Raw genomic sequence first — 22394 nt, 5'->3', positions numbered from 1 at the left:
AGCGCGACCGCCGAGGAGGCAGCGACGTGAGGATCGGCGTGATCGGTCTCGGGGACATCGCCCACAAGGCGTACCTGCCCGTGCTCACCACCCGGCCCGGAGTGCAGCCGCACCTGCACACCCGGACCCGCGCCACGCTGGACCGCGTGGGGGACACCTACCGGGTGCCCGCGCGGCAGCGCCACTCCGATCTCGACGCGCTCATCGAGGCCCGCCCCGACGCGGCGTTCGTGCACGCCCCCACCGAGGACCACCCGGCCCTGGTGACCCGCCTGCTGACCGCGGGCATACCGACCTATGTGGACAAGCCGCTGGCGCAGCGGCTGGACGAGGCGGAAAGCGTCGTCGCCCTCGCGGAGGACCTCGGAGTGGGCCTCGCGGTCGGCTTCAACCGCAGGTACGCGCCCGCCTACGCGCAGCTCGTGAACCACCCGCGGGACCTCATCGTCCTCCAGAAGCACCGCAAGGGACTGCCCGAGGACCCCAGGCGCATGGTGTACGACGACTTCATCCACGTCGTCGACACGCTGCGGTTCCTCGCCCCGTCCGGCATCGACCGGGTCACGGTCGCCTGCCGGGCCAGGGACGGGCTGCTTGACCACGTGGTGCTCCAGCTCGCGGGGGAGGGGTTCACCGCCGTGGGGGTCATGAACCACCGCTCCGGCTCGGCCGAGGAGGTCCTTGAGGTGTCGGGCCAGGACGCCAAGCGGGAGGTGCGCAACCTGGCCGAGATCATCGACCACAAGGGGCAGCCGAGCGTCCGGCGGCGCGGCGACTGGGTGTCCGTGGCCAGGCAGCGCGGGATCGAGCAGGCCGCGGTCGCGTTCCTCGACGCGGTCGGGGCCGGCCGCACGCCCAGCGCGCGGGACGCGCTGCGCACCCACGAGCTGTGCGAACGGATCGTGCTCGCCGCGTACGAGGAGGGCGGCGCGGCCGTCACTCCTCGGAGGTGACCTCGGTTCCGGTGCCGACGTCCTCGCCCGCGGTCGGCTCGATCACGCCGAACCACACCAGGCACAGGATGATCACGCCGATCGCGATCCGGTACCACACGAAGGGCATGAAGCTGCGGGTGGTGATCCACTTCATGAACCACGCGATGATCGCGTAGCCCACCAGGAACGCCACGACCGTGGCCAGGATCGTCGGCCCCCAGGACACGTGCGAGCCCTCTTCGCCGATCGACATCAGCTCGTAGCCGCCGGAGGCGAGCACCGCGGGGATGGCGAGCAGGAACGAGTACCGCGCCGCGGCCTCGCGCCGGTAGCCGAGGAACAGGCCGCCGGTGATGGTGGCGCCCGACCTGGACACGCCCGGCACCAGCGCCATCGCCTGGGCGAAGCCGAACAGCAGGCCGTCGCGGACGGTGAGGTCTTCGAGCGACTTGCGCGGCTTGACCGCGCGGTGCTTGCCGCCGGTGGCGTCCCGCATCGCCATGCGGTCCGCGATGCCGAGGATGATGCCGAGCACGATGAGGTTCATCGCGATGAGCCGCAGGTCGCGGAACGGGCCGTCGATGGCGTCCTGGAGCGTGAGGCCGAGCACGCCGATCGGAATCGACCCGATGAGCACGAGCCAGCCCATGCGCGCGTCGGGGTCCGAGCGGCGCGACCGGTCGGTGAGGGAGCGCAGCCAGGCACGGCAGATGCGGACGATGTCCTTGCGGAAGTAGATGAGGACGGCGACCTCGGTGCCGATCTGCGTCACCGCGGTGAAGGCCGCGCCGGGGTCCTCCCAGTCGAACGCCACGGCGGTGAGCCGCAGGTGGGCGCTTGAGGAGATCGGGAGGAACTCCGTCAGACCCTGGACAAGACCGAGAATCAGTGATTCGAACCAAGACATGGACTCTGCGGCATCCCAGGGGAGAGTGTCGTGACGAGAGTGGTGCGTGAAGCGAGATCACTCTAAGCCAGGTGCGGGCGTGCCTCGTACCGGGGCCCCACCGAAGGCTGTTCGGGGCGCGGCGCGCGGCGGCGCGGGCGCGCGCGGGGCCGGCCGCGGGCCGGTGGCCGGGTCACCGGCGGCCCGGCGCCGGGTCACAATGGACCGGTGAACGAGCCCGTGCCGGTGACGAGGGTCACCGACCTCGGCACCGCGCGCCTGCTGCCCGACCTGGACCGGGCGGGCGCGTGGCTGCTGACCGTGGACGGTGCGGCCCAGTCCTATCTGGACCCGGCCGATCCCACGCACCTGGAGTTCGAGTACACGCGGCGCCTCGCCGCCGTGGTGGACGCCGCGGCGCCGTCCGGGGAGCCGCTGCGCGTGCTGCACCTCGGCGGCGGCGCGCTGACGCTGCCGCGCCGGATCGCCGCCGTGCGCCCCGGCTCGCGGCAGCGGGTGGCCGAGGCGGACGGGCTGCTCGCCGGGCTGATCGCCGAGCGCTTCCCGCTGCCCGAGGGGTGCGGCATCGACGTGGAGGTGACCGACGCCAGGGCGGCGGTGTCGGCGGCGCCGCCCGGCGGCGCCGATGTGGTGGTCGGCGACGTCTTCGGCGGCAGCCGCGTGCCGGCCCACCTGACCACCACGGGATACGCGGCGGCCGTCGCCCGGGCGCTGCGGCCGGGCGGTGTCTACGCGGCGAACCTCGCCGACGCGGCGCCGTTCGCGTTCCTCGGCTCGCAGCTGGCCACGTTCGCGCGCGCCTTCGACTGGCTGTGCGTGATCGCGGAGCCCGCGGTGCTGCGCGGGCGCCGGTTCGGCAACGTGGTGCTGGCCGCCTCCGACGCCCCGCTCGACGTGGCGCACCTGGCCCGGCGGACGGCTGCCGACGCGTTCCCGGCCCGGGTCCTGCACGGAGACGCGCTGGCGCCCCTCCTGGCCGGTGCCCTGCCGGTGACCGAGGACGCGGCGGTGCCCTCACCGAGGCCGCCCTCGGGGGCGTTCAGCGTCGGCTGAGCCGGGGTCCCGACCGGGCGGCCCGGTCAGGAGGCCGGCTCCTCCTGCGGGTAGGGGCGCAGGCTGTTCATGATCTGCTGGACGGTCTGCTCGTCCAGTTCCCCGGGGTAACCGGTGTCCATCACCAGGACCCATGTGGCCAAGTCGTTGTTGAGGTCGAGGTAGGAGACGGCGACGACCTTGCCGTCCGACGTGCCGCACTCGTCCTCGGGGTCGTCGGGAACGCCGGTGATGGTCGCGGTCGCCGTGTGGCCGACGATGCCGTGCTCGCTCTCGAACGGTTCGGCCTCGGTGACCTGGAGGGTGCCCCGCTCCTCCTGGTCGTACGCGGCCAGGGCCCAGGCGCCCGCCTCGTCGCGCACGGCGTCCTCGGTGCCGGTCGCTCCCTGCCCGCCCTTGGTGCCCGCGACGGCGCGCCAGCTGACGCCGTTCTCGGCCTGCGGGCACCAGCCGTCCATGTAGGTGGCGGGCGCGGACATGGAGATGACGGGCGCCCCGAAGGACGAGTCGTCCTCGCCCCCCTCGCCGTCGTCCGTGGTGTCCTCGTAGCCGACCATCATGCTCTCGTTGTGGGTGGTCCAGTCCTCGGGCGGCACGTCGAACGCGTTGTGCCGGTTCTCTATGGTCTGCACCTGCCAGTCGGGGGCCACGACGGGGTCCGGTACCTGGAGCACGCCCTGCCGGGGGTCGTCGGGGTCGGGCCGCCAGTCGCCGGTGTCCTCGGTCGGTTCGACGGTGGCGTCCTCGGTCGGCTCCGGGCCGACCTCCTCGGTCGGGCCCGCGTCCCCGCCGGCCTGCGCGCCCTCGTCACCCTTGCCGAGCACGACCACCCCGGCGATGACGGCGCCCGCGACGACCGCCGCGGCCACCGCGATCGCCAGCGCGGCCCGGCCGCGCGGTCCACGGCCCTGGCCCTTTCCGCCTGAGGCCAGTCCGGTGCCCCTGCCGTCGGTGACGGGCGTGAGCTGTCCCGGCTGTGCCCACTGCCCGGTGGGCTGCTGCCCGGGGAACGCGGGGGAGGGGGGCCCGTCCTGCGGGGCTCCCGGGGCGGGCTGCTGCCACGGGCCGGAGGGCTGCGGCTGCTGGTACGGGTTGGGCTGCTGGTACCCCGGCTGCTGATAGGGGTTGGACCACGGGGAGGACGGCTCTCCCCCCGGCTGTTGTTCTCCTGGCCTCATGGGCGTCGACCCTAAGCCCGGGAAGGCCGCCGGTCGGGGACGGGTGCGGTTTTGGGACGCACCTGCTACTTACTCACCGGTAGTACTCGTTGGTAACCTGCGGCCATGAGCGAAGAAAGCGCCGCGTCCACCGGGGACGCGCTCACCGCCTCCGTGCCCATGGTCCGCACGCTCGGCCTGGAGTTCCTGCACACCTCGGCCGAGCGGGCCGAGGTGCGCCTGCCGGACCGGCCCGAGCACCGCAACCACGTCGGCGGCCCGCACGCCGGCGCCATGTTCACGCTCGCGGAATCGGCGAGCGGGGCCGTCGTGCTCGCCGCGTTCGGGGCCGAGTTGTCGCGCGCCGTGCCGCTGGCCGTGCGTGCCGAGATCGCCTACAAGAAGCTGGCCCGCGGTCCCGTGACCGCGACGGCGTCCCTCGGCCGCCCCGCGGAGGAGGTCGTCGCGGACCTCGACGCGGGCCGGCGGCCGGAGTTCCCCGTCGCGGTCACGCTCACCCGTGCCGACGGCGCGGTCACCGGCGAGATGACGGTGATCTGGACGCTGCGCCCCAACGACGCGGCGCCGCAGGGCGGTTGAGTGCCGGGGCCGGGGCCGGGGCCGCGTGCCGTCCGGACCCCGGCACGGAGGGCGCCGCCGCCCGCGGGCGCTGTCCTCGTGACGGGCCCTCATGACTGCCCGCTGTCAACTGAGTTGATCCCGGCCCGCCGTCCGCTCCCTTTGCGCGACCCTCTCGCGCGGCCCCTTCGCGGCCGACTGCCGGCCGGGCGCGCAGGCCGCCGAGCGGAACGCCGTTCCGCGCCCCCGCGCGGGGGCGCCCGTACCCGGCCCCGTCCCCCACGCCGGGGCGGGTCCCTCCCGAAGCCTCCCGGGGGCGGTCCGCTCCGGGGCCTCGCCCCCTCCCTCATCGCCTCCGGCGAGCGCGTCGCCCCGGCCTGTCCGCCGAGGGCGACGCGCCGGAGCGACGTGCCCGGATACCCCGGAGAGCGGACCTAAAATGCGACATATCGGACCATAATGTAGCGTCTCGTTACGTTGGCATCGCTACTACAGCGAACACGCTGATATAAGGAGGCATTGATGCTCGCTCAGAAGACCACGCCGTTCATCGCGAACCCCACCGAAGAGGCAGCCGTCCACGCGCTGATGGCCGAGCAGGAGGCGCCGTTCAGTGACGCGCCGCTCTACTCGCCCGAAGCCGCCGGCATCCTCCTGCTGCTCCTCCTCCTGTCGCCGAAGTCCCCCTCGGAGCCGGGGGACAAGTGAACCGTGAACGAGACGGCATCGCCCGCCGCCCGCACGCGGCACCGGCCCCATCGGCGGAGCACGCCTGATGCTTCCCGCTGAGGGTTCCGTGCGTGCGGCCTACGCGGAAGCGATCGCTGCCTTGGCACACCGTGTCCTCGACACCCTCCGGGGTGTCGAGGGCACGGCCCCGCTCGCCGACTTCGTCGACGGGGCCGCGGACCCCAAGGCCGCCCTCGCCGCCGTGCGGGTCGTCGGTGCGGACACGCTCGCCCCCCAGGCCCTGGCCGGCGGGGCCCCGCACCCCCGGGACACCGCGATCCTCGCGCAGGCCGCCACGGTGTTCCCCGCCCCCGTCCACTCGCCCGCGCCCCCCGAGGGGTCCGCGGAGAACTGGGCCGTCGCCTGGCGCGACTGGGCCACCGCCCGACTGCTCGAACGGCACGCCGACGGCGGCCCCGAGCCCCACACCCCGCAGCCCGCCACCGGGCCCGCGCTCGCCCCCAAGGGCTCCTGGCAGAGCTGGAACGTGCTGATGGCGCAACTCGCGCCGCTCAGCCTGCCCGGCGTCGAGGGGCCCGTGTCCGAGGCGGCCAGGCGCCACCCCGTTTCCCTGGCCCGCGGCGTCACCCGCGCCATGCTCCGCCGCGACTACCCCACCGCCGCGCGACTGGCCCGCTGGACGGCGGCGCTGCACCGCGACCGGGTGCCGCTGCCGATCGACCCCGTTCCGCTCGTCGAGCACCTCGGGCTGCACGCGGGGGGCGGCCCGCGCCTCGCCCTCGACCTGGCCATCGCGCGCGCCCTGCTCGGCACCGACCCCGGAAGGACCGCAGGATGAGCAGGCAGCCGACATGACGGCGCCCGTCACCTCCATCGCCCACCAGGTCGCCAGCCGCGCGCTGCACTGGCTGCACGCCCACCGCGAACGCGGCGTGCTGCCCGCTGACAGCACCGCGGACCTCGGCGACCCGGACAGCGTCTACAAACCGCTCGGCGAGTCCGCGCTCGCCGGCTCCCTCGTGCTGCGCGAGGCCGCGGCGGGCAGCACGGAGATGCGGCTCGCCCGGGAGCTCCTCGACTACGCGTGGACGCAGTTCCGCGAGGGCGACCTGCTCTACGAGCGGCAGTTGCGTCACCTGCTGATGACCGATCCGCTGGAGACCTACGCGCACTTCACCCGCTCCGGCTACCGCCACGAGGGGATGGAGCGCCTGCTGCGCCACAACGCCGGGCTGAACTCGGTCCGCGCCGTCGAGGTCGTGCCCAACCGCAAGCTGGCCGTCGCCAACGCCGCGCGCCTGGCCGGTGTCGACCACGGCATCGACTGGACGGCGCTGGCCCGCGCCACCTGGCTCGGCGCGACCCCCGAGCCGTGGGCCATCGACTGGATGACGGCCTACGCCATGACGCACACCGTCTTCCACCTCACGGACTGGGGCGGGCGGCCCGAAGGGCTGCCCGCGGACATGGCCGGGTACCTCACCACCTGGCTGCCGGTGTGGATCGACATCTGGCGCGAGGTCGCCCAGTGGGACCTCGTCGCCGAGCTGATGATCGTCGGCGCCTGCCTCGACGAGCCCGTCTGCGACCCCGGGATCTGGGCGCTGCTCGCGGACGTCCAGCACGAGGACGGGCTGGTGCCCCGGGACGGCGACCCCGTTTCCGAGGACGAGGACCAGCGGTTCACCGACCATCAGCACACCGCGGTCGTCGCCGCCGTCGCCGGCTCGATCGCCGTCTCCCGCACCCTCACCGGGGCCGAAGACACCGGCGCATGAGCACCGGTTGGGCCACCGCGCCGGGCACGGACGAGGCGCGCCGCCTGCTCGTGCCGCTCGCGGCGGCGGCACCGGGGGCCAGTGCCGTCGCCGTCGGCGCCCATCGCGGCGGGCGGCGGCTGCTGGCCGCCACCGGAACGACCGAGCACGGCGGCGGCCGGGCGGCAGGCGAACACACCCCGTTCGAGATCGGCTCGGTCACCAAGACGTTCACCGCCCTGCTGCTCGCCGACCTCGCCGCCGCCGGCGTCGTGGCCTACGACGACCCCGTCGAACGCCACCTGCCGCCCGGCACGGCACCCCGCCCGCGCGGCGGCGGCCGGGTCACGCTCCTCCACCTCGCCACCCACACCTCCGGGCTGCGCCGGCTGCCGCCCGGGCTGCTGCGCAGCGCCGCGCCCCGCTGGTACAGCAACCCCTACGAGCGGTTCGGCCCCGGGGACCTGCTGGCCGCGACGCCGCGCGCGCGGCCTTTCGCGCGCCCGGGGGAGCGGGTGCGCTACTCCAACTTCGGGGTGGCCCTGCTCGGGCTCGCGCTCGCAGGCGCCGCGGGCACGGACTACGAGAGCCTGCTCGCCGAACGCGTCCTGCGCCCCCTCGGCCTCGCGGACACGGGACCGGGCGACGCGCCCGGCCGGGCCACGGGGTACTGGCACCGCAGGGCCAGGCCGGACTGGCGCATCCCCGGCCTCGCCGCCGCGGGAGCGCTCCGCTCGACGGCCGACGACCTGCTGCGCTACCTGGAGGCCCACCTCGCCCCGGGCGCCGCCGCGCCGCACGACGGCGCGCTGCGCACCGCGCTGACCGAGGTGACCAGGGCGAGGCTGGCCGATCCGCCGGGCGGCGACCGGATCTGCCTGGTGTGGAACGCGCGGCTGCGGCCAGGACACGAGCTGTACTTCCACTCGGGCGGCACCCGCGGCTGCACCGTGTTCACGGGGTTCAGCCCGCAGCGCGGCGTCGCGTTCACCGCGCTCGCCAACACCTCGCCCGGCGTGCGCGGGGCGTTCGTCCAGCGCGCCTACCTGACCCTGCGCGCGCTGGCCACCGCGCCCGACTGACCGGCCGCGCCCGGGGCCGGAGTGCCGCTCCCCGCTTTGTTAAGCATTGCCTTATATAAGCGAACGCTACTACTGTGGCGGCCGTGCACGCACTCGACGTCCTGGGCGACCCCGTCAGGCGCCGGATCCTCGAACTGCTCGCCGAAGGGGAGCAGCCCGCGGGAGCCGTCACCGCCGTCATCGGGGACGAGTTCGGCATCTCCCAGCCGGCCGTCTCCCAGCACCTCAGGGTGCTGCGGGAAACCGGCTTCGCCACCGTCCGGCCGCAGGGCACCCGCCGCCTCTACGCCATGGCCCCCGCGCGCTTCGCGGAGGCCCACGCCTGGCTCGACCACTTCGGGCGCTTCTGGGAGCAGCGACTCGACGCGCTCGGCACGGAACTGGCCCGCGAGAAACACCGCACGAAGAGGAAAGCCGCAGATGACTGACTTCATCGACCGACTCAACGCCGTCCACCGCGAGGTCGGCCGCCGGCGCATCCCCGCGGGGGACGGCGTCACGGTCGTCCTGCGCCGCCGCTACGACAGCCCACTCGAAGAGGTATGGGACGCCTGCACGAAGCCCGAACGCGTCGCCCGCTGGCTCGCCCCCGTCACCGGCGACCTCCGCCCGGGCGGCACCTACCAGCTGGAGGGCAACGCCGGAGGCGACATCCTGCGCTGCGAGGCACCCACCCTGCTGCGCGTCACCTGGGTCTACGGCGAGAACCCCACCGAGCGGGACGTCTCCGAGGTGACCCTGCGGCTCGCACCGGAGGGCGAGAACGCCACCCTGTTCGAACTGGAACACGCCTCCGTGTCCGACCCGGAGTTCTTCGAACGCTACGGGCCCGGCGCCACAGGAGTCGGCTGGGACGGCGCGCTCCTCGGCCTCGAATTCCACCTGGCCGGCACCGAACTGCCCGATCCGGAGACGATGCACACCACCCCCGAGGGGCGGGAGTTCATCGTGACCAGCAGCCTCAGGTGGGGCGCCGCCCACCGCGCGTCCGGCGCCCCCGCGGAAGAGGCCGACCGGGCGGCGGCCAACACCGCCGCCTTCTTCGCGCCCGACCCCGAGGCGCCGGAGACCCCCGCCCAGGACTGAACCCGCGCCCGCCCCGCCGCCCGCGGCGGGGCGGACCCGGCTCCCGTTCCGCACGGCCTGCCTCTACGATGGCCGGTATGTCCGCACCCGCCCGCCATCTGTGTCTCGCGCTCTTCGCGAACTCGGCGTGGTGCGTCCGCGACATCCTCTGTCGCCCCTGACCCAGGGCCGCTCCGCCCGCCCCCGACCGGGGCCGGCGTTTCACCCCACCCCCACGTCACCGACTGACGCACGTCTACGGAGCCCCCGTGTCCACGACCGCCCCGCCGTCCCCGGCCGCAGCCGCCAAGCGCGCCTCCCGGCCGCGACTGCTTCCCGTCCTCCCCCCGCCGCCCACCAGCGCACCGCCGCCGCCCGCGCCCGAGGCCCCGCCGGTCCGCCGTCTGCCGCTCGCCGTCTCCGCCGTGCTCGCCGCCGCGCTCGGCGCCTACGTCTTCGCCGCCCACGGCGCCCGCCCCGGCGTGCTGCTGCTCCTCGGCCTCGGACTCGGCTTCGCCCTCTTCCACTCCCGGTTCGGCTTCACCTCCGCGTGGCGCCAGCTGGTGGCCGTCGGCAACGGCAGCGGACTGCGGGCCCACACCCTGCTGCTCGGCACGACCGCCACCCTGTTCGCCCTGGTCATCGGCACCGGAACGGGCCTGTTCGGCTCGACGCCCGCCCCCTCGGCCGGGGCGCTCGGCATCGGCCTCCTGGCCGGCGCGTTCATCTTCGCCATCGGCATGCAGCTCGGCGGCGCCTGCGCCTCGGGCACCCTGTTCGCCGTCGGCTCAGGACAGACCTCGATCGTGCTGACCCTGGGCGGCTTCATCATCGGCTCGACCCTCGCGGCCTGGCAGTTCGACCTGTGGAACGACCTGCCCGCGCTCGACCCCTTCCTGCTGTCCGACCACGTCGGCTGGTTCGGCTCCTGGGCCGTGACGATCGCCGCCCTCGCCGTGGTCGTCGCCGTCTCGCGCGTCGTCCAGCGCCGCAGGACCCCGCCGCCGACCGGCGCGATACCCACGAGCAAGGGCGTCGCCGCCCGCGCCGTCCGCGGCGCCTGGCCGCTGGCCGCCGGCGCCGTCGTGCTCGCCCTCCTCGGCGCGGGCGTCCTGCTGGTCTCCGGCGGCCCCTGGGGCGTGACCAGCGCGTTCGCCCTCTGGGGCAGCGAAGTGGTGGGCGCGCTCGGCGGACAGCCGGAGAACTGGACCTTCTGGCAGCAGCCCGGCAACGCCGACATGCTGGCCGGCCCGGTCCTCGCCGACAAGAACAGCCTGACCGACATCGGCATCATGATCGGCGCGGCGGTCGCCGCCTCCCTCGGCGGCACGTGGGCGCTGCACCGCGGCGTGCCCTGGCGGACCGCCGTCGCCGCCGTGCTCGGCGGCATCCTCATGGGCATCGGCGCCCGGCTGGCCGGCGGCTGCAACATCGGCGCCTACCTCGCGGGCATCGCCTCCGGCAGCCTGCACGGCTGGATCTGGGCCGTCTTCGCCCTGCTCGGCACCTGGGCGGGCCTGCGGCTGCGTCCCCTGTTCGGCCTGGCCAACCCGAAGCCGGGGGACGGCGTCTGCTGAACCGCGGTCCGCGACAGTGGATTCGGGCCGGTGCCGCCGCCCCCCGTGCGGCGGCACCGGCCCGTCGCGGCAGCTCCCCCGTGGCTGCCGCGCCCCCGGCGGTCGGGAGACCGGCCCGGACCCCCGCCCTTCGTCGGGACCGTCCCGACGAGTGTCGGCCGCCGGCCGCGCGCTGTCGCCCGTTCCGGTCAATCCCGGTCAGGGCGCCCCGGGCGGCGACAGGATGATCTCGGCCGTGCCGTCGTCCACCGACACCACCACGAGCCCGAGGCGGTCCCGCGCACTCGGTTCCCACCCTCGCCCCGGACCGCCGGGCTCAGCGACCCCGACGTGATCCCCTCAACGACCGCCACGTCCCACGCGCCGGCGGCCCCCTGCCGCGCACCGCCCGCCCCCCTTCCCGCCCGCCGCGGTCGGGGCGAGAGCGAGCACCGCGAACGGCCACCGTCGTCGCGCGTACTCCGGTCGTCACCGCCTCACCCTCCGCCGCCCGGCCGGTGCGGGCAGCACAGATATATGCGGCACGGCCCGTGAGGGGTCCCGAGCACACCGCTCCCGGCGTCATCAATTCCGTCGACACCCGCGCCGGCGCGGGACCACACTGTGCGCATGCCACCCACGCACGGCCCCGCCCTGCCGGTTCTGTGGCTCTGCGGACCGCCCGGAGTCGGCAAGTCCACGGTCGCCTGGCACACGTTCCGCGCCCACGCCCGCTCCGGCACCCGCACCGCCTACGCGGACATCGACCAACTCGGCATCGCCTTCCCCGAGCCACCGGACGACCCCGGCAGGCACCGGCTCAAGGCGAGGAACCTGCGGGCCGTCCTGGCCGCCGCGCGAGCGGCGGGAGCGCGCCGCGCCGTCGTCTCGGGGGTGGTCGACCCCGCGCACGGCCCGCACACGGCGGAACTGGCCGGCACCGCCCCGACCGTCGTGCGCCTGCGCGCCGACCGGGCGGAACTGGGACGGCGCTTCCTCGGGCGCGGCGACCCGCCGCACTCCCTCGACGCGGTGCTCGCGGAGGCCGGCATCCTCGATCGCAGCACCTTCGCCGACGCCACTCTCGACACCACCGGGCTGCACGTCACCGAGGTGGTCCGCCGGGTCCGCGCCCGCGCCGCCGCCCACCCCGCGCGGCCCGCCGCCGCGCCGCCGCCCGCCATCCCGGGAACCGCCCCCGGCGGGCCGGTGCTGTGGCTGTCGGGCACGCGCGGCACGGGCAAGTCGGCCGTGGGCTGGGAGGTGTTCCAGACGCTGCTGCGCGCGGGGGTCGCCGCCGCGTTCATCGACCTCGAACAAATCGGATTCCTGAGCCCGGCGCCCGCGGACGACCCCGGCAACCTCCGGCTCAGCGCCCGCAACCTCGCCGCCCTGTGGACGACGTACCGGGCCGCGGGCGCCCAGGCACTCGTCGTCGTCGGAACGGACGGGAGCGCCCCGGCCGTCGCCCACATCACCGCCGCACTCCCCGAGGCCCGGTTCACACTCCGCCGCCTGCACGCCGGACCCGGCCGGATCACGCGGCGCGTGTTCCTGCGCGGCGCCGGGCACGGCCCCGCGCTTCCCGGCGACCCGCTGCGGGGAAAGCCCGAGCCCTACCTGGCGCGGGCCGCGCGCGGGGCGCGGGCCGAGGCAGCCGCGCGCGAACGAACGGGCCCGCCCGTGCCGCGCGTCCGCACCGACGACCACTCGGCCGCCGAGACCGCCCGGATGATCCTCGCCGCCACCGGGTGGCCCGGGCTCCTCACGGTGCGACCCCCGCGGCGCGCGTGACGCGTGTGACGCGTGTGACGCCCCGGCGGCCACGCGCCGCCTGCCGTCCGGCTCAGTCGCCGAGCGACCCGAGCCAGTCGATCAGCAGCCGGCTGACCTCCTCGGCCCGTTCCTGCTGGACCCAGTGGCCGCAGCCCTCCAGGATGTGCGAGCCCGACAGCCGGGGAAGCGTCGTCGGGAACGCCTCGATCGCACCGGACAGCCACGTCGTGGACGGGTCGAGTGCGCCCGCGATGAACAGCGCGGGCCGCGTGACCGGCGCGCCCTCGTGGTCGGCCAGGTCCTCCCAGTCCCGGTCGGCGTTGCGGTACCTGTTCAGCGCTCCGGTCAGCCCCGTCCGCTCGAACTCCGCGGCGTAGACGTCCAGATCGCGCTCGTCGAGCCACCCGGGCAGCGGCCCGGCGGGGAAGCGGTCCGCCAACCGCCCGCCGTGCGAGACGAAGTACGGCGGCGGCGCGTCCGGCCCAGGCATCGTGCCCGCCGACAGGGCGGCGTAGAACCCGCGCAGCCAGGCACGCACATCCGGTTCGATCTCCGCCTCGGCCCGGCCGGGCTCCTGGAAGTAGCTCACGTAGAACTCCTGCGAGCCGTCGCCGAGCCGGCCGAACATCTCCGTCGGGCGCACGCCGCCGCGCGGACTGTAGGGGACGCCGAGCATGCCAACCGCTGTGAAGACATCGGGTCGGAGCAACGCGCAGTGCGAGGCGATCTCCGCGCCCCAGTCGTGCCCCACGACCACCGCGGAACGTTCCCCGAGCGCCTCGACGACCGCGGCGGCGTCGGCCACGAGCTCCCGCATCCGGTAGGCGGCGACATCCGCCGGCTTCGACGAACGCCCGTAGCCGCGCACGTCCACCGCGACCGCCCGGTAGCCGGCCGCGGCCAGCGCGGGCAGCTGGTGCCGCCACGAATACCAGGTCTCGGGGAAGCCGTGCACCAGCAGGACCAGCGGCCCGGTTCCCTGCTCCACCAGATGAGTGCGCCCGGCCGGAGAGGGCACGATCCGGTGCCTCGCGTCCGTCGTCGTCCCTGTGTCCGCCATGGTGATCTCCTCGGGGCCGAACGGCGCATCCGGAACCACCCGAGGGAACCGGCCGCGCCGTGAAAGCACTGACTGCTCCCGATCATCAGGACGCGCGTCGGCGGACGCCACCGCGGTTGCCGTTCCGGCAACTCGCGCCGCGTCCGCCGCGCCGCCGCGGCACGGCCCGGGCGCAAGGCCCCGGGCCGTGCCGCGTGCGTGCCGGGGCGCGGCCCGGCACGCCGGGCTACCGGACCGGCCCCCGGCTGGCGTCCGGGGCGCCGCGGAGGATGGACCCGAACAGCTCCTGGAGCTCCGGGCCGGGATCGACCCCGTACTCGTCCGCGAGCAGGGTTCTCGTCTGGTGGTAGACCCGCAACGCCTCGGCCCGCCGCCCGGAGCGGTAGAGAGCCTGCATCAGCAGCCAGCTCAGCCGTTCCCGGGTGGGGAAGCGCATCCGCAGCGTCGCCACGTCCGCGGCTATGACGGAGGAATCGCGCCCCTGCCCCAGCTCCGCCTCCCACCGGCTTTCCAGCGCGAGCAGCCGCAGCTCCTCAAGCCGCGCCGCGGCCTGGGCACCCGCCTCGGACTCGCGCACCTCCGGGTACGGCGAGCCGCGCCACAGCGCCAGCGCCTCGTCCAGGGTCCGGCTCGCCCGCTGGAGCTCACCCTGGTGCAACAGGCGCCGCCCATCGCGCAGCAGCCGTTCGAAGCGGTAGGCGTCGACGACATCCGACTCGACATCGAGAACATATCCGGACGGATCGCGCCGCAAAATCCTGTTCCGGTACCAAGGGGGACTGTTCGGCTCCAGCATGCGCCGCAAATTGGACACATAGCTCTGGAGGTTCGCCATGGCCGCGCCGGGTGGTTTTCGGGGCCATACGGCCTCTTTCAGGCGATCCGGGTCCATCGCCTGCCCCGGGGTCAACAGCAGCGCCGACAGTACGGCCCGTTGGCGGGCCGGTCCCAATTCGACCGCGGACTCCCGGGACCACACCCGCACCGGGCCGAGCACGCTGACGTGTAAACCGACAACAAGTGTCACTTAAAGCCACCCTTCGGTCGCTACATGTGATGGCTGTGAACGCACGGGGTTGTGTCGCTCATCTTGGTGCACCGCCTTGAGCGACGATCAAAGCGCAGGTTGGTTGCCTGTCCAAGGGAAGTGTGCCCCGGGATATGGCTGTAAGTCACTTGAATGTTCGGATCCGCGGGGGCGGACGAGGTGACGCCGGGAGCGGCCTGGCGTGCGTGGACGCCCTTCGGTCGGTCTTTCGTGCGACTCATCTCCTCCGCACAGTTTTTCCCAAGGGCTTTGCCGTTTTATTGAAGTCTTCCTTCCCGTAGCTTCTCCAAGTCACCTCCAAGTCGCTGCCAAGAACCCGCCAAGACGGCCGTGGTACCGTTCCGGCAGTCGTGCAAGGAGCGCTCCTTGAGTAAATTCGAAAGCATTGCGTCCGGTGCGCACGAAATTCCGAATGGGGCGGTCTCGGTCGTTGGAATGTTCAGCGATGCGCCGGAGGTCACGGCTCCTGATGAGCTGTGGCGTTTGCTGACGGCGGACACGGAACGGCCTGCTCCCGAGGAAACGCCCGCCCGCTCCTCGGCCTCGGCCACCGCGGAGCCCGAGGCGGCGGCCCGCGCGGCCCTCTCCTCCGCCGGACTCACTCCCGAGCAGGTCATCAGCGCTCGGGCCGGACTCTTCACGCGCCAGGGCGGTGGCGCGGAGGCGTTCGGGCGACTGGCCTCCCTCCTCGGTCCGGCCGTTGCCGGGCAGACGCCCTGCCGCGCCCCCGGGGCGCCCGCAACGGCCGGGAACCCCGCCGCTCCCCACGCGCCGGAGGCGGTCGAGGCCGCGTTCGCGAGCCTGCTCCGCGACGAATGCGAAATCGCCCTTGTCGATGTGTCCCCCCGGGGCGAGCCCGAGGGGAGTATGTTTTTCGTACTTCAATCACTTGAAGGTGCCCTGCGTGACGGGCGCCGCATATCCGCCCTGCTCCGCGGCGAGGAAAACCGTCTGCACCTGCGATCCACCGGCCGGGACGATGTGGTCTTCGTCTTCCCGGGACAAGGCTCCCAGTGGCCCGGTATGGCTCTCGAACTGATGGCGGCATCCGCGGTCTTCCGGGAACACATGTGTGAGTGCGCCAAAGTTCTCGAACCCTTTACCGGTTGGAAATTACTGGACGTGCTCCACGGACTTCCCGGTGCGCCCGCCCTGGAGACCGCCGATGTGGTGCAGCCCGCCCTCTTCGCCGTCATGGTCTCCCTCGCCGCCCTGTGGCGCTCCTGCGGAGTCGAACCCTCCGCCGTCCTCGGCCAGTGCCTCGGGGAGATCGCCGCCGCCCACGTCGCCGGCGCCCTCACACTCGGGGACGCCGCGCGCGTCGTCGCCGCCTGGAGCCGGGCCCAGGCCCGCCACGCCGGACACGGAGACCTCCTGTCGGTCGTGGCCACCCGGCAGGAAATCGAGCCCCTTCTGGCCCGATGGCGGGACCGCTTGCACGTGGCCGGCACCAACGGCCCGCGCTGGACACTCGTCTCCGGCGAGCGCGGCGCCGCGGACGAACTCCTCGACGCACTCGCAGAACGGGGGCTGCGGGCGCGCAAGCTCGGCAACGGTCTCGCCGCGCACTCCCCGAACCTCCCCATCGACCCCGACGCCCTCCGCGACGAGCTCGCCGGCAGCGAAGCCCGGGCATCCGACCTGCCGTTCTACTCCTCCCTCACCGGCGACCGGCACGACACCGCGGGCCTCGACGCCGCCTACTGGGCCCGCAACATCACCCGGGAGATCCGGTTCGAGGCCGCGACCCGCGCACTCGCCGCCCGAGGGCACCGCACGTTCATCGAGATCAGTCCGCACCCGGTGCTGACCGTCGGCGTCCGGGAAACCCTCGACGACGCCGGCCTCGACGACCGGTCCGCGGTCGTGGCAGGAACCCTGCGCAAAGAGCAGGGCGGCGCCCAGCGCTTCCTGGCCTCGCTCCAGGAAGTGCACGCGCGCCAGGCCCCGGTGGATCCCGTCATCGTCCCCGGCATGGCGGAGACCCAGCAGCGCCGCGCCCTCCTGGCGCTGATCCGCACCCACCTGCACCACCTGCTGGGCACGCCGGCCGCGGCCACCCTCGACGCCGACCAGCCGTTCCGTGCCCTCGGCCTCGACTCGGTCACCGCCGTCGAGTTGCGCAACCGGCTCAACCGGGCCACAGGACTTCGACTTCCCGCGACCCTCGTCTACGACCACCCCACGGCGGGCGCGGTCGCCGAGCGACTGCGGCTCGACATCCTCGGCCACCACCCGGGCGCCCCGGGACAGGTCCCGCAGGACGACACCACCCCGTTCATCCCCGCCGAGAGCGCGGAGCCGATCGCGATCGTGGGGATGGCGTGCCGTTTTCCCGGGGGTGTGCGGTCGCCCGAGGATTTGTGGCGGTTGGTGGAGAGTGGGACGGACGCGATCTCGGAGTTTCCTGAGGATCGCGGGTGGGATGTGGAGGGTCTGTTCGATCCGGATCCTTCGGTGCCGGGGAAGTCGTATGTGCGGCATGGTGGGTTCCTCGATGATGCGGCGGACTTCGACGCGGAGTTCTTCGGGATCAGCCCGCGCGAGGCCCTGGCCATGGATCCGCAGCAGCGGTTGGTGCTCGAAACGTCATGGGAGGCGTTCGAACGGGCCGGTATCGACCCCACCACGCTGCGCGGCAGCCGCACGGGTGTGTACATCGGCGCGATGGCCCAGGACTACGGCCCGCGCATGCACGAACCCGCGACCGGCGTCGAAGGGCACGTCCTGACCGGAAGCACCGTCAGCGTGATCTCCGGGCGTGTGGCTTACACGTTGGGGCTTGAGGGTCCTGCGGTGACGGTGGATACGGCGTGTTCGTCGTCGTTGGTGTCGTTGCACTTGGCGTGTCAGTCGTTGCGGCGTGGGGAGAGCGCGCTGGCGTTGGCGGGTGGGGCGGCGGTGATGGCCTCGCCGGGGATGTTCGTGGAGTTCAGCCGGCAGCGCGGCCTGGCCCCCGACGGGCGGTGCAAGGCGTTCTCCGACGACGCCGACGGGACCGCGTGGTCGGAGGGGGTGGGGGTTTTGTTGCTTGAGCGGTTGTCGGATGCGCGGCGGAATGGGCGTCGTGTGCTGGCGGTGGTGCGTGGTTCGGCGATTAATCAGGATGGTGCGTCGAATGGGTTGACGGCGCCGAATGGTCCGTCGCAGCAGCGGGTGATTCGGCAGGCGTTGGCGGATGCGGGGCTTTCCGCGGTTGATGTGGATGTGGTGGAGGCGCATGGGACGGGGACGCGTCTGGGTGATCCGATCGAGGCGCAGGCGTTGTTGGCGACGTATGGGCAGGGGCGTGAGGTGGGGCGTCCGTTGTGGTTGGGGTCGTTGAAGTCGAATATTGGGCATGCGCAGGCGGCTGCGGGTGTGGCGGGTGTGATCAAGATGGTGATGGCGTTGCGGTATGGGGTGTTGCCGCGGACGTTGCATGTGGATGAGCCGTCGGGGCATGTGGATTGGTCTTCGGGGCGGGTGGAGTTGTTGCGTGAGGCGCGGGAGTGGGTGGTGGGTGCGGGGGGTGTGCGGCGTGCGGGGGTGTCGTCGTTCGGGATCAGTGGGACGAATGCGCATGTGGTGGTGGAGGAGGCGCCGGTGGTGGAGGCGCCGGTGAGTTCCAGTTCTGGTGTTGTTTCTGGTGTTTCTGGTGGTGTGGTGGTGTGGGTGGTGTCGGGGCGTTCGGTGGGTGGGTTGGTGGGTGTGGTGGGTCGGTTGCGGGAGTGGGTGGTGGGTGCTGGTGGTGGTGTGGGGGTGGGTGTGGTGGGTGGGGTGTTGGCGGGTCGTTCGGTGTTTGGGGTGCGGGGTGTGGTGGTGGGTGGTTCGCGGGAGGAGTTGGTGGGTGGGTTGGATGGGTTGGTGGGGGATGTGGAGTCGGGTGTGGTGTCGGGTGGTTCTGTGGTGAGTGTTGGTTCTGGTTTTGGTTCGGTGGTGGGTTCTGTTTCTGGGTCGGTGTCGGGTGGTGGGGTTGGTGTGTCGGGTGGTCGTGGGGTGGTGTTGGTGTTTCCGGGTCAGGGGTGGCAGTGGGTGGGGTTGGTGGTGGGGTTGTTGGAGGAGTCGGTGGTGTTTGCGGAGTGGATGGGGGTGTGTGAGCGGGCGTTGGAGCCGTTGGTGGGGTGGTCGTTGGTGGGGGTGTTGCGGTCGGGGGATGAGGGGTGGTTGGGGCGGGTTGAGGTGGTGCAGCCGGTGTTGTGGGCGGTGATGGTGTCGTTGGGTCGGTTGTGGGAGTCGTTGGGTGTGGTGGTGCGGGGGGTGGTGGGTCATTCGCAGGGTGAGGTGGCTGCGGTGGTGGTGGCGGGTGGGTTGTCGGTGGAGGAGGGTGCGCGGGTGGTGGTGTTGCGGTCTGGGTTGGTGGGGGAGTTGGTGGGGGGTGGGGGGATGGTGGTGGTGTCGTTGTCGGTGTCGGGGGTGGAGGGGTTGTTGGGTGAGGTGGGTGGTGGGTTGGTGGTGGCTGCGGTGAATGGTCCTGGGTCGGTGGTGGTGTCGGGTGAGGTGGGGGCGTTGGGGCGGTTGGTGGGGTTGTGTGAGGGGCGGGGTGTGGGGGTGCGGTGGGTGGCGGTGGATTATGCGTCGCATGGTCCGGGGGTGGATGTGGTGCGGGAGCGGTTGGTTGAGGGGTTGGTGGGTGTGGTGGGGCGTCGGGGGGTGTTGCCGTTTTATTCGACGGTGTCGGGTGGGTTGTTGGATATGGAGGGGTTGGGTGGGGAGTATTGGTTTGAGAATTTGCGGCGGCCGGTGTTGTTTGATGATGTGGTTCGGTCGTTCGGTGATGATGTGGTGTTTGTGGAGTGCAGTGGTCATCCGGTGTTGGTGCCGGTGATGGAGGGTGTTTCGGCGGTGGGGTCGTTGCGGCGTGGTGAGGGGGGTATGCGGCGGTTCCTGTTGTCGGTGGGTGAGGCGTTCGTGCGGGGTGTGGATGTGGACTGGTCCCGCCTTTTCCCGGGCCAGGAGCGGGCGGTGGCACAGGCGTGTGGGGATGTGCCGACGTATGCGTTTGAGCGGGAGCGGTTTTGGTTGTCGGGTGGTTCGGGGTTGGGGTCTGGTGGGGTGGGGCGTGGGTTGGTGGGTGGTGGGGTGGAGTTGGCTGGTGGGGGTGGTGTGGTGTTTTCGGGGCGGGTGTCGTTGGAGGGGTATGGGTGGCTTGGTGATCATGGGGTGTGGGGTTCGGTGTTGTTGCCGGGGACGGGGTTTGTTGAGTTGGGGTTGCGTGCGGGGGGTCGGGTGGAGGAGTTGGCGTTGGGGGTGCCGTTGGTGTTGGGGGTGGGTGGTGTGGATGTGCAGGTGCGGGTGGGTGAGGTGGATGGTGAGGGTCGGCGTTCGTTGGGGGTGTTCGCGCGGGGTGGTGAGGGAGAGGAATGGGTCACCCACGCCACCGGAACACTCGCACCCGGGATGCCGTCCGAGCCGCCGCGGCAGGAGGGATTGTGGCCCCCGGCCGGTGCCGTTCCGATGGATGTCGACTACGACCGGCTCGCGGAGAGCGGATTCGAGTACGGTCCCGCGTTCCGTGGGCTGGTCGCGGCGTGGCGGCGCGGGGACGAGGTGTTCGCGGAGGTCCGGCTTCCGCAGGAGCGGCACGGTGACGACTTCGACCTGCATCCCGCGCTCCTCGACGCGGCCCTCCACGCCGGGCTGCTCGCCGGCCCGAGTCACGTCAGGCTGCCGTTCTCCTGGTCCGGGGTGACGCTGCACGCCACCGGCGCGACCGCCCTCCGCGTCCGGCTGGCCCCCACCGGCCCCGACACCATGAGCCTTGAGGCGTTCGACGAGGCCGGCGAGCCGGTCGTCACGGTCGACGCCCTCACTCTCCGGGCCGTCACGCCCCAGCAGCTCCTCGCCGCCCGCTCCGACACACCGCTGTATCACCTGGACTGGGTGCCTGCGGACTCCCGGCCGAGTAGCGGCGCGGCCACCGGCGCGCGGATCGTTCTGCTCGGGACCGAGACGCTGGGGTCGACGCCGCCTTCCTTCCCGGACCTTGCCGCGCTGGCCGCCGGTGACGAGCACGCGCGTACCGCGGACTTCGTCATCGCTCCTTTCCTCCACCCTTCCGCCGGCAACCCCGCCGACGAGGTCAGGGCCGCGATGAACGAGGCCCTGGGCCTGGTGCAAAGCTGGCTCGCCGACGACCGGTTCGCGTCCTCCCAGCTCGTTGTGCTCACCCGGGAGGCGGCCGGCGACGCCCGCGACCTCGTGCACGCACCCCTCTGGGGGCTGATCAGGTCCGCCCAGTCCGAGAACCCGGGGCGGCTGGTTCTCGCGGACATCGACGCGCACGACGCGTCGTTCCCCGCCCTGCTGAACGTTCTGCCGAGCGGCGAGCCACAGATCCTCGTGCGCGCGGGGCAGGCGAGTGTGCCTCGTCTGCTCCGGCCCCGGGCCGGTGCCGGACCCTCGCCGTCCGAGTCGGTGGCGCCGCCCCCGCTCGGCGGAGCGAACGGAGAGGGAACGGTACTGATCACCGGGGGCACGGGAACGCTCGGCGGCCTCGTCGCCAAGCACATCGTGCGAACGCACGGTGTGCGCGAGCTGCTGCTGCTCAGCCGTCAGGGGCCGGCCGCCGAGGGCGCGGCTGCTCTCAGGGCGGAACTGGCGGCCCTGGGGGCGGAGGTCACCGTCCTCGCCTGCGATGTCTCCGACCGTGAGGCACTGGCCGAAGCGCTTGACGGCATTCAGCTGACGGCCGTGATCCATATGGCCGGGCTGCTGGACGACGGGGTGATCACATCCCTGACCCAGGAACGGATCGGCGCGGTACTCCGCCCCAAAGTGGATGCCGCCTGGCACCTGCACGAACTGACCCGGGCTGCCGACCTCTCGGCGTTCGTGACGTTCTCGTCGGCCGCGGGATTGCTGGGCAATCCAGGGCAGGCCAGCTACTCCGCCGCGAACGCGTTCCTCGACGCGCTGGCGCACCGGCGTCGTGCCGAGGGGCTGCCCGGCCTGTCGCTGGCCTGGGGGCTGTGGGCGCGCTCCAGCGGTATGACCGGCCACCTCGGCGCGGAGGAGATGCGGCGTCTCGGCAGGGCCGGGCTGCTGCCACTCACGACGGAGCAAGGGCTCGACCTGTTCGACGCGGCACTCGCGGACCGCCGTGCGGCCCTGCTCGTGCCGGCCGCGCTGGACACGCGGGGAAGCATGCTGCGCGGCGAGGTCCCGTTCCTCCTCCGGCGCCTGGTCCGGGCACCGGCTCGCCGCCAGTCGGCGGGCGAGTCGGCCGAGACGCTGAAACGGCGCCTGCTTGAGGCGTCCGAGGCGGAACGCGAACGCCTCCTGCTGGATCTGGTCCGCGAGCATGTGGCACACGTGCTCGGCCACGCGTCGGCCGGTGCGGTGGATCCTGGGCGCGGCTTCCTCGACCTCGGCCTCGATTCGCTCACCGCCTTGGACATGCGCAACCGGCTGACCTCGGCCACCGGCCGTCGGCTGCCGCCCACCCTCATCTTCGATCACCCGACCCCAGCCGCCGTCGCACGCCTCCTCCAGGCGGAACTCCTGCCGAACGCGTCCGAGCACGAGCCCTCGGAAACCGGCGAGGCGGAGTTCCGCAGGGCCCTGGCCGCCATCCCGCTCGACCGGTTCCGTGCGGCCGGGTTGGTCGGGCCGCTGCTCCGCCTGGCCGAGAGCGAACCCGCCCGCGAGGAAGCGGCGGCCCCGGAAGCGGCCGAGTCACTGGACACGATGGATGTCGAAAGTCTCGTGCGCGTGGCCTTGGGCGATCACTGACCAGTACGTGACCAGA

The 22394-nt window shown here is 73.0% G+C and carries 16 protein-coding genes; 12 read left to right on the top strand and 4 right to left on the bottom strand.

The window, feature by feature from the left end; translation table 11 throughout:
• Positions 1-26: 26 nt before the first annotated feature.
• On the top strand, positions 27-953 hold the full coding sequence (locus LC193_RS01285) for a Gfo/Idh/MocA family protein (protein ID WP_226070489.1): 927 nt from the start codon (positions 27-29) through the stop codon (positions 951-953).
• Here LC193_RS01285 and LC193_RS01280 read toward each other — a convergent pair.
• Entirely contained in the window at positions 937-1842 is a 906-nt protein-coding gene (locus LC193_RS01280) for an undecaprenyl-diphosphate phosphatase (protein WP_226070487.1), read from the bottom strand. The two genes, LC193_RS01285 and LC193_RS01280, sit on opposite strands and share 17 nt — an antisense overlap.
• A gap of 207 nt (positions 1843-2049) precedes the next feature.
• Here LC193_RS01280 and LC193_RS01275 point away from each other — a divergent pair, with 207 nt between their 5' ends.
• Entirely contained in the window at positions 2050-2895 is an 846-nt protein-coding gene (locus LC193_RS01275) for a spermidine synthase (protein ID WP_226070485.1), read from the top strand.
• A 26-nt stretch (positions 2896-2921) separates the two neighbouring features.
• On the opposite strand, the gene LC193_RS01270 is transcribed toward LC193_RS01275, so the two are convergent.
• Positions 2922-4073: a hypothetical protein gene (locus LC193_RS01270; protein WP_226070483.1), complete on the bottom strand. Its 1152-nt coding sequence runs from the start codon at positions 4071-4073 to the stop codon at positions 2922-2924.
• Positions 4074-4178: 105 nt separating this feature from the next.
• Between LC193_RS01270 and LC193_RS01265 the strand changes: the two genes are divergently transcribed.
• From LC193_RS01265 to LC193_RS01225, 9 genes are all read left to right on the top strand, one after another.
• Complete coding sequence (locus LC193_RS01265) at positions 4179-4652, top strand: DUF4442 domain-containing protein (RefSeq protein WP_226070481.1); 474 nt, start codon at positions 4179-4181, stop codon at positions 4650-4652.
• A 501-nt stretch (positions 4653-5153) separates the two neighbouring features.
• Complete coding sequence (locus LC193_RS01260) at positions 5154-5339, top strand: hypothetical protein (RefSeq protein WP_226070479.1); 186 nt, start codon at positions 5154-5156, stop codon at positions 5337-5339.
• 121 nt (positions 5340-5460) lie between these two features.
• Positions 5461-6159: a hypothetical protein gene (locus tag LC193_RS01255; protein ID WP_226070477.1), complete on the top strand. Its 699-nt coding sequence runs from the start codon at positions 5461-5463 to the stop codon at positions 6157-6159.
• Between the two features lie 13 nt (positions 6160-6172).
• Positions 6173-7099, top strand: coding sequence for a DUF6895 family protein (locus LC193_RS01250; protein WP_226070476.1), 927 nt, complete (start codon positions 6173-6175; stop codon positions 7097-7099).
• Complete coding sequence (locus tag LC193_RS01245; RefSeq protein ID WP_226070474.1) at positions 7096-8160, top strand: serine hydrolase domain-containing protein; 1065 nt, start codon at positions 7096-7098, stop codon at positions 8158-8160. Before LC193_RS01250 ends, LC193_RS01245 begins: the two co-directional genes overlap by 4 nt.
• A 74-nt stretch (positions 8161-8234) precedes the next feature.
• Positions 8235-8588: an ArsR/SmtB family transcription factor gene (locus LC193_RS01240; protein WP_226070473.1), complete on the top strand. Its 354-nt coding sequence runs from the start codon at positions 8235-8237 to the stop codon at positions 8586-8588.
• Positions 8581-9246, top strand: a complete 666-nt coding sequence (locus tag LC193_RS01235; RefSeq protein ID WP_226070471.1) for an SRPBCC family protein — start codon at positions 8581-8583, stop codon at positions 9244-9246. The genes LC193_RS01240 and LC193_RS01235 overlap by 8 nt, the downstream gene beginning before the upstream one ends.
• 248 nt (positions 9247-9494) lie before the next feature.
• The gene (locus LC193_RS01230) at positions 9495-10802 is read left to right on the top strand and encodes a YeeE/YedE family protein (protein ID WP_404819327.1); all 1308 of its coding nucleotides are present in this window, start codon (positions 9495-9497) and stop codon (positions 10800-10802) included.
• A 609-nt stretch (positions 10803-11411) separates the two neighbouring features.
• A complete protein-coding gene (locus LC193_RS01225) occupies positions 11412-12575 on the top strand; it encodes a nucleoside/nucleotide kinase family protein (RefSeq protein WP_226070469.1) in 1164 nt (387 codons plus the stop codon).
• A gap of 52 nt (positions 12576-12627) precedes the next feature.
• Here LC193_RS01225 and LC193_RS01220 read toward each other — a convergent pair whose 3' ends face one another.
• Together LC193_RS01220 and LC193_RS01215 are read right to left on the bottom strand one after the other, a co-directional pair.
• Positions 12628-13617, bottom strand: a complete 990-nt coding sequence (locus LC193_RS01220; RefSeq protein ID WP_226070461.1) for an alpha/beta fold hydrolase — start codon at positions 13615-13617, stop codon at positions 12628-12630.
• Between the two features lie 226 nt (positions 13618-13843).
• Complete coding sequence (locus tag LC193_RS01215) at positions 13844-14596, bottom strand: AfsR/SARP family transcriptional regulator (RefSeq protein WP_226078433.1); 753 nt, start codon at positions 14594-14596, stop codon at positions 13844-13846.
• 504 nt (positions 14597-15100) lie between these two features.
• Here LC193_RS01215 and LC193_RS29050 point away from each other — a divergent pair.
• Positions 15101-22378 (top strand): SDR family NAD(P)-dependent oxidoreductase, encoded by a 7278-nt coding sequence (locus LC193_RS29050; RefSeq protein WP_318842119.1) that lies wholly within the window; start codon positions 15101-15103, stop codon positions 22376-22378.
• Positions 22379-22394 lie beyond the last annotated feature (16 nt).

Origin of the sequence: Streptomyces marincola, from assembly GCF_020410765.1 — a bacterium.
Taxonomy (GTDB): domain Bacteria; phylum Actinomycetota; class Actinomycetes; order Streptomycetales; family Streptomycetaceae; genus Streptomyces; species Streptomyces marincola.
The sequence above is the reverse complement of the archived record's forward strand: the minus strand, read 5'-3'. Positions and strand labels throughout refer to the sequence as shown.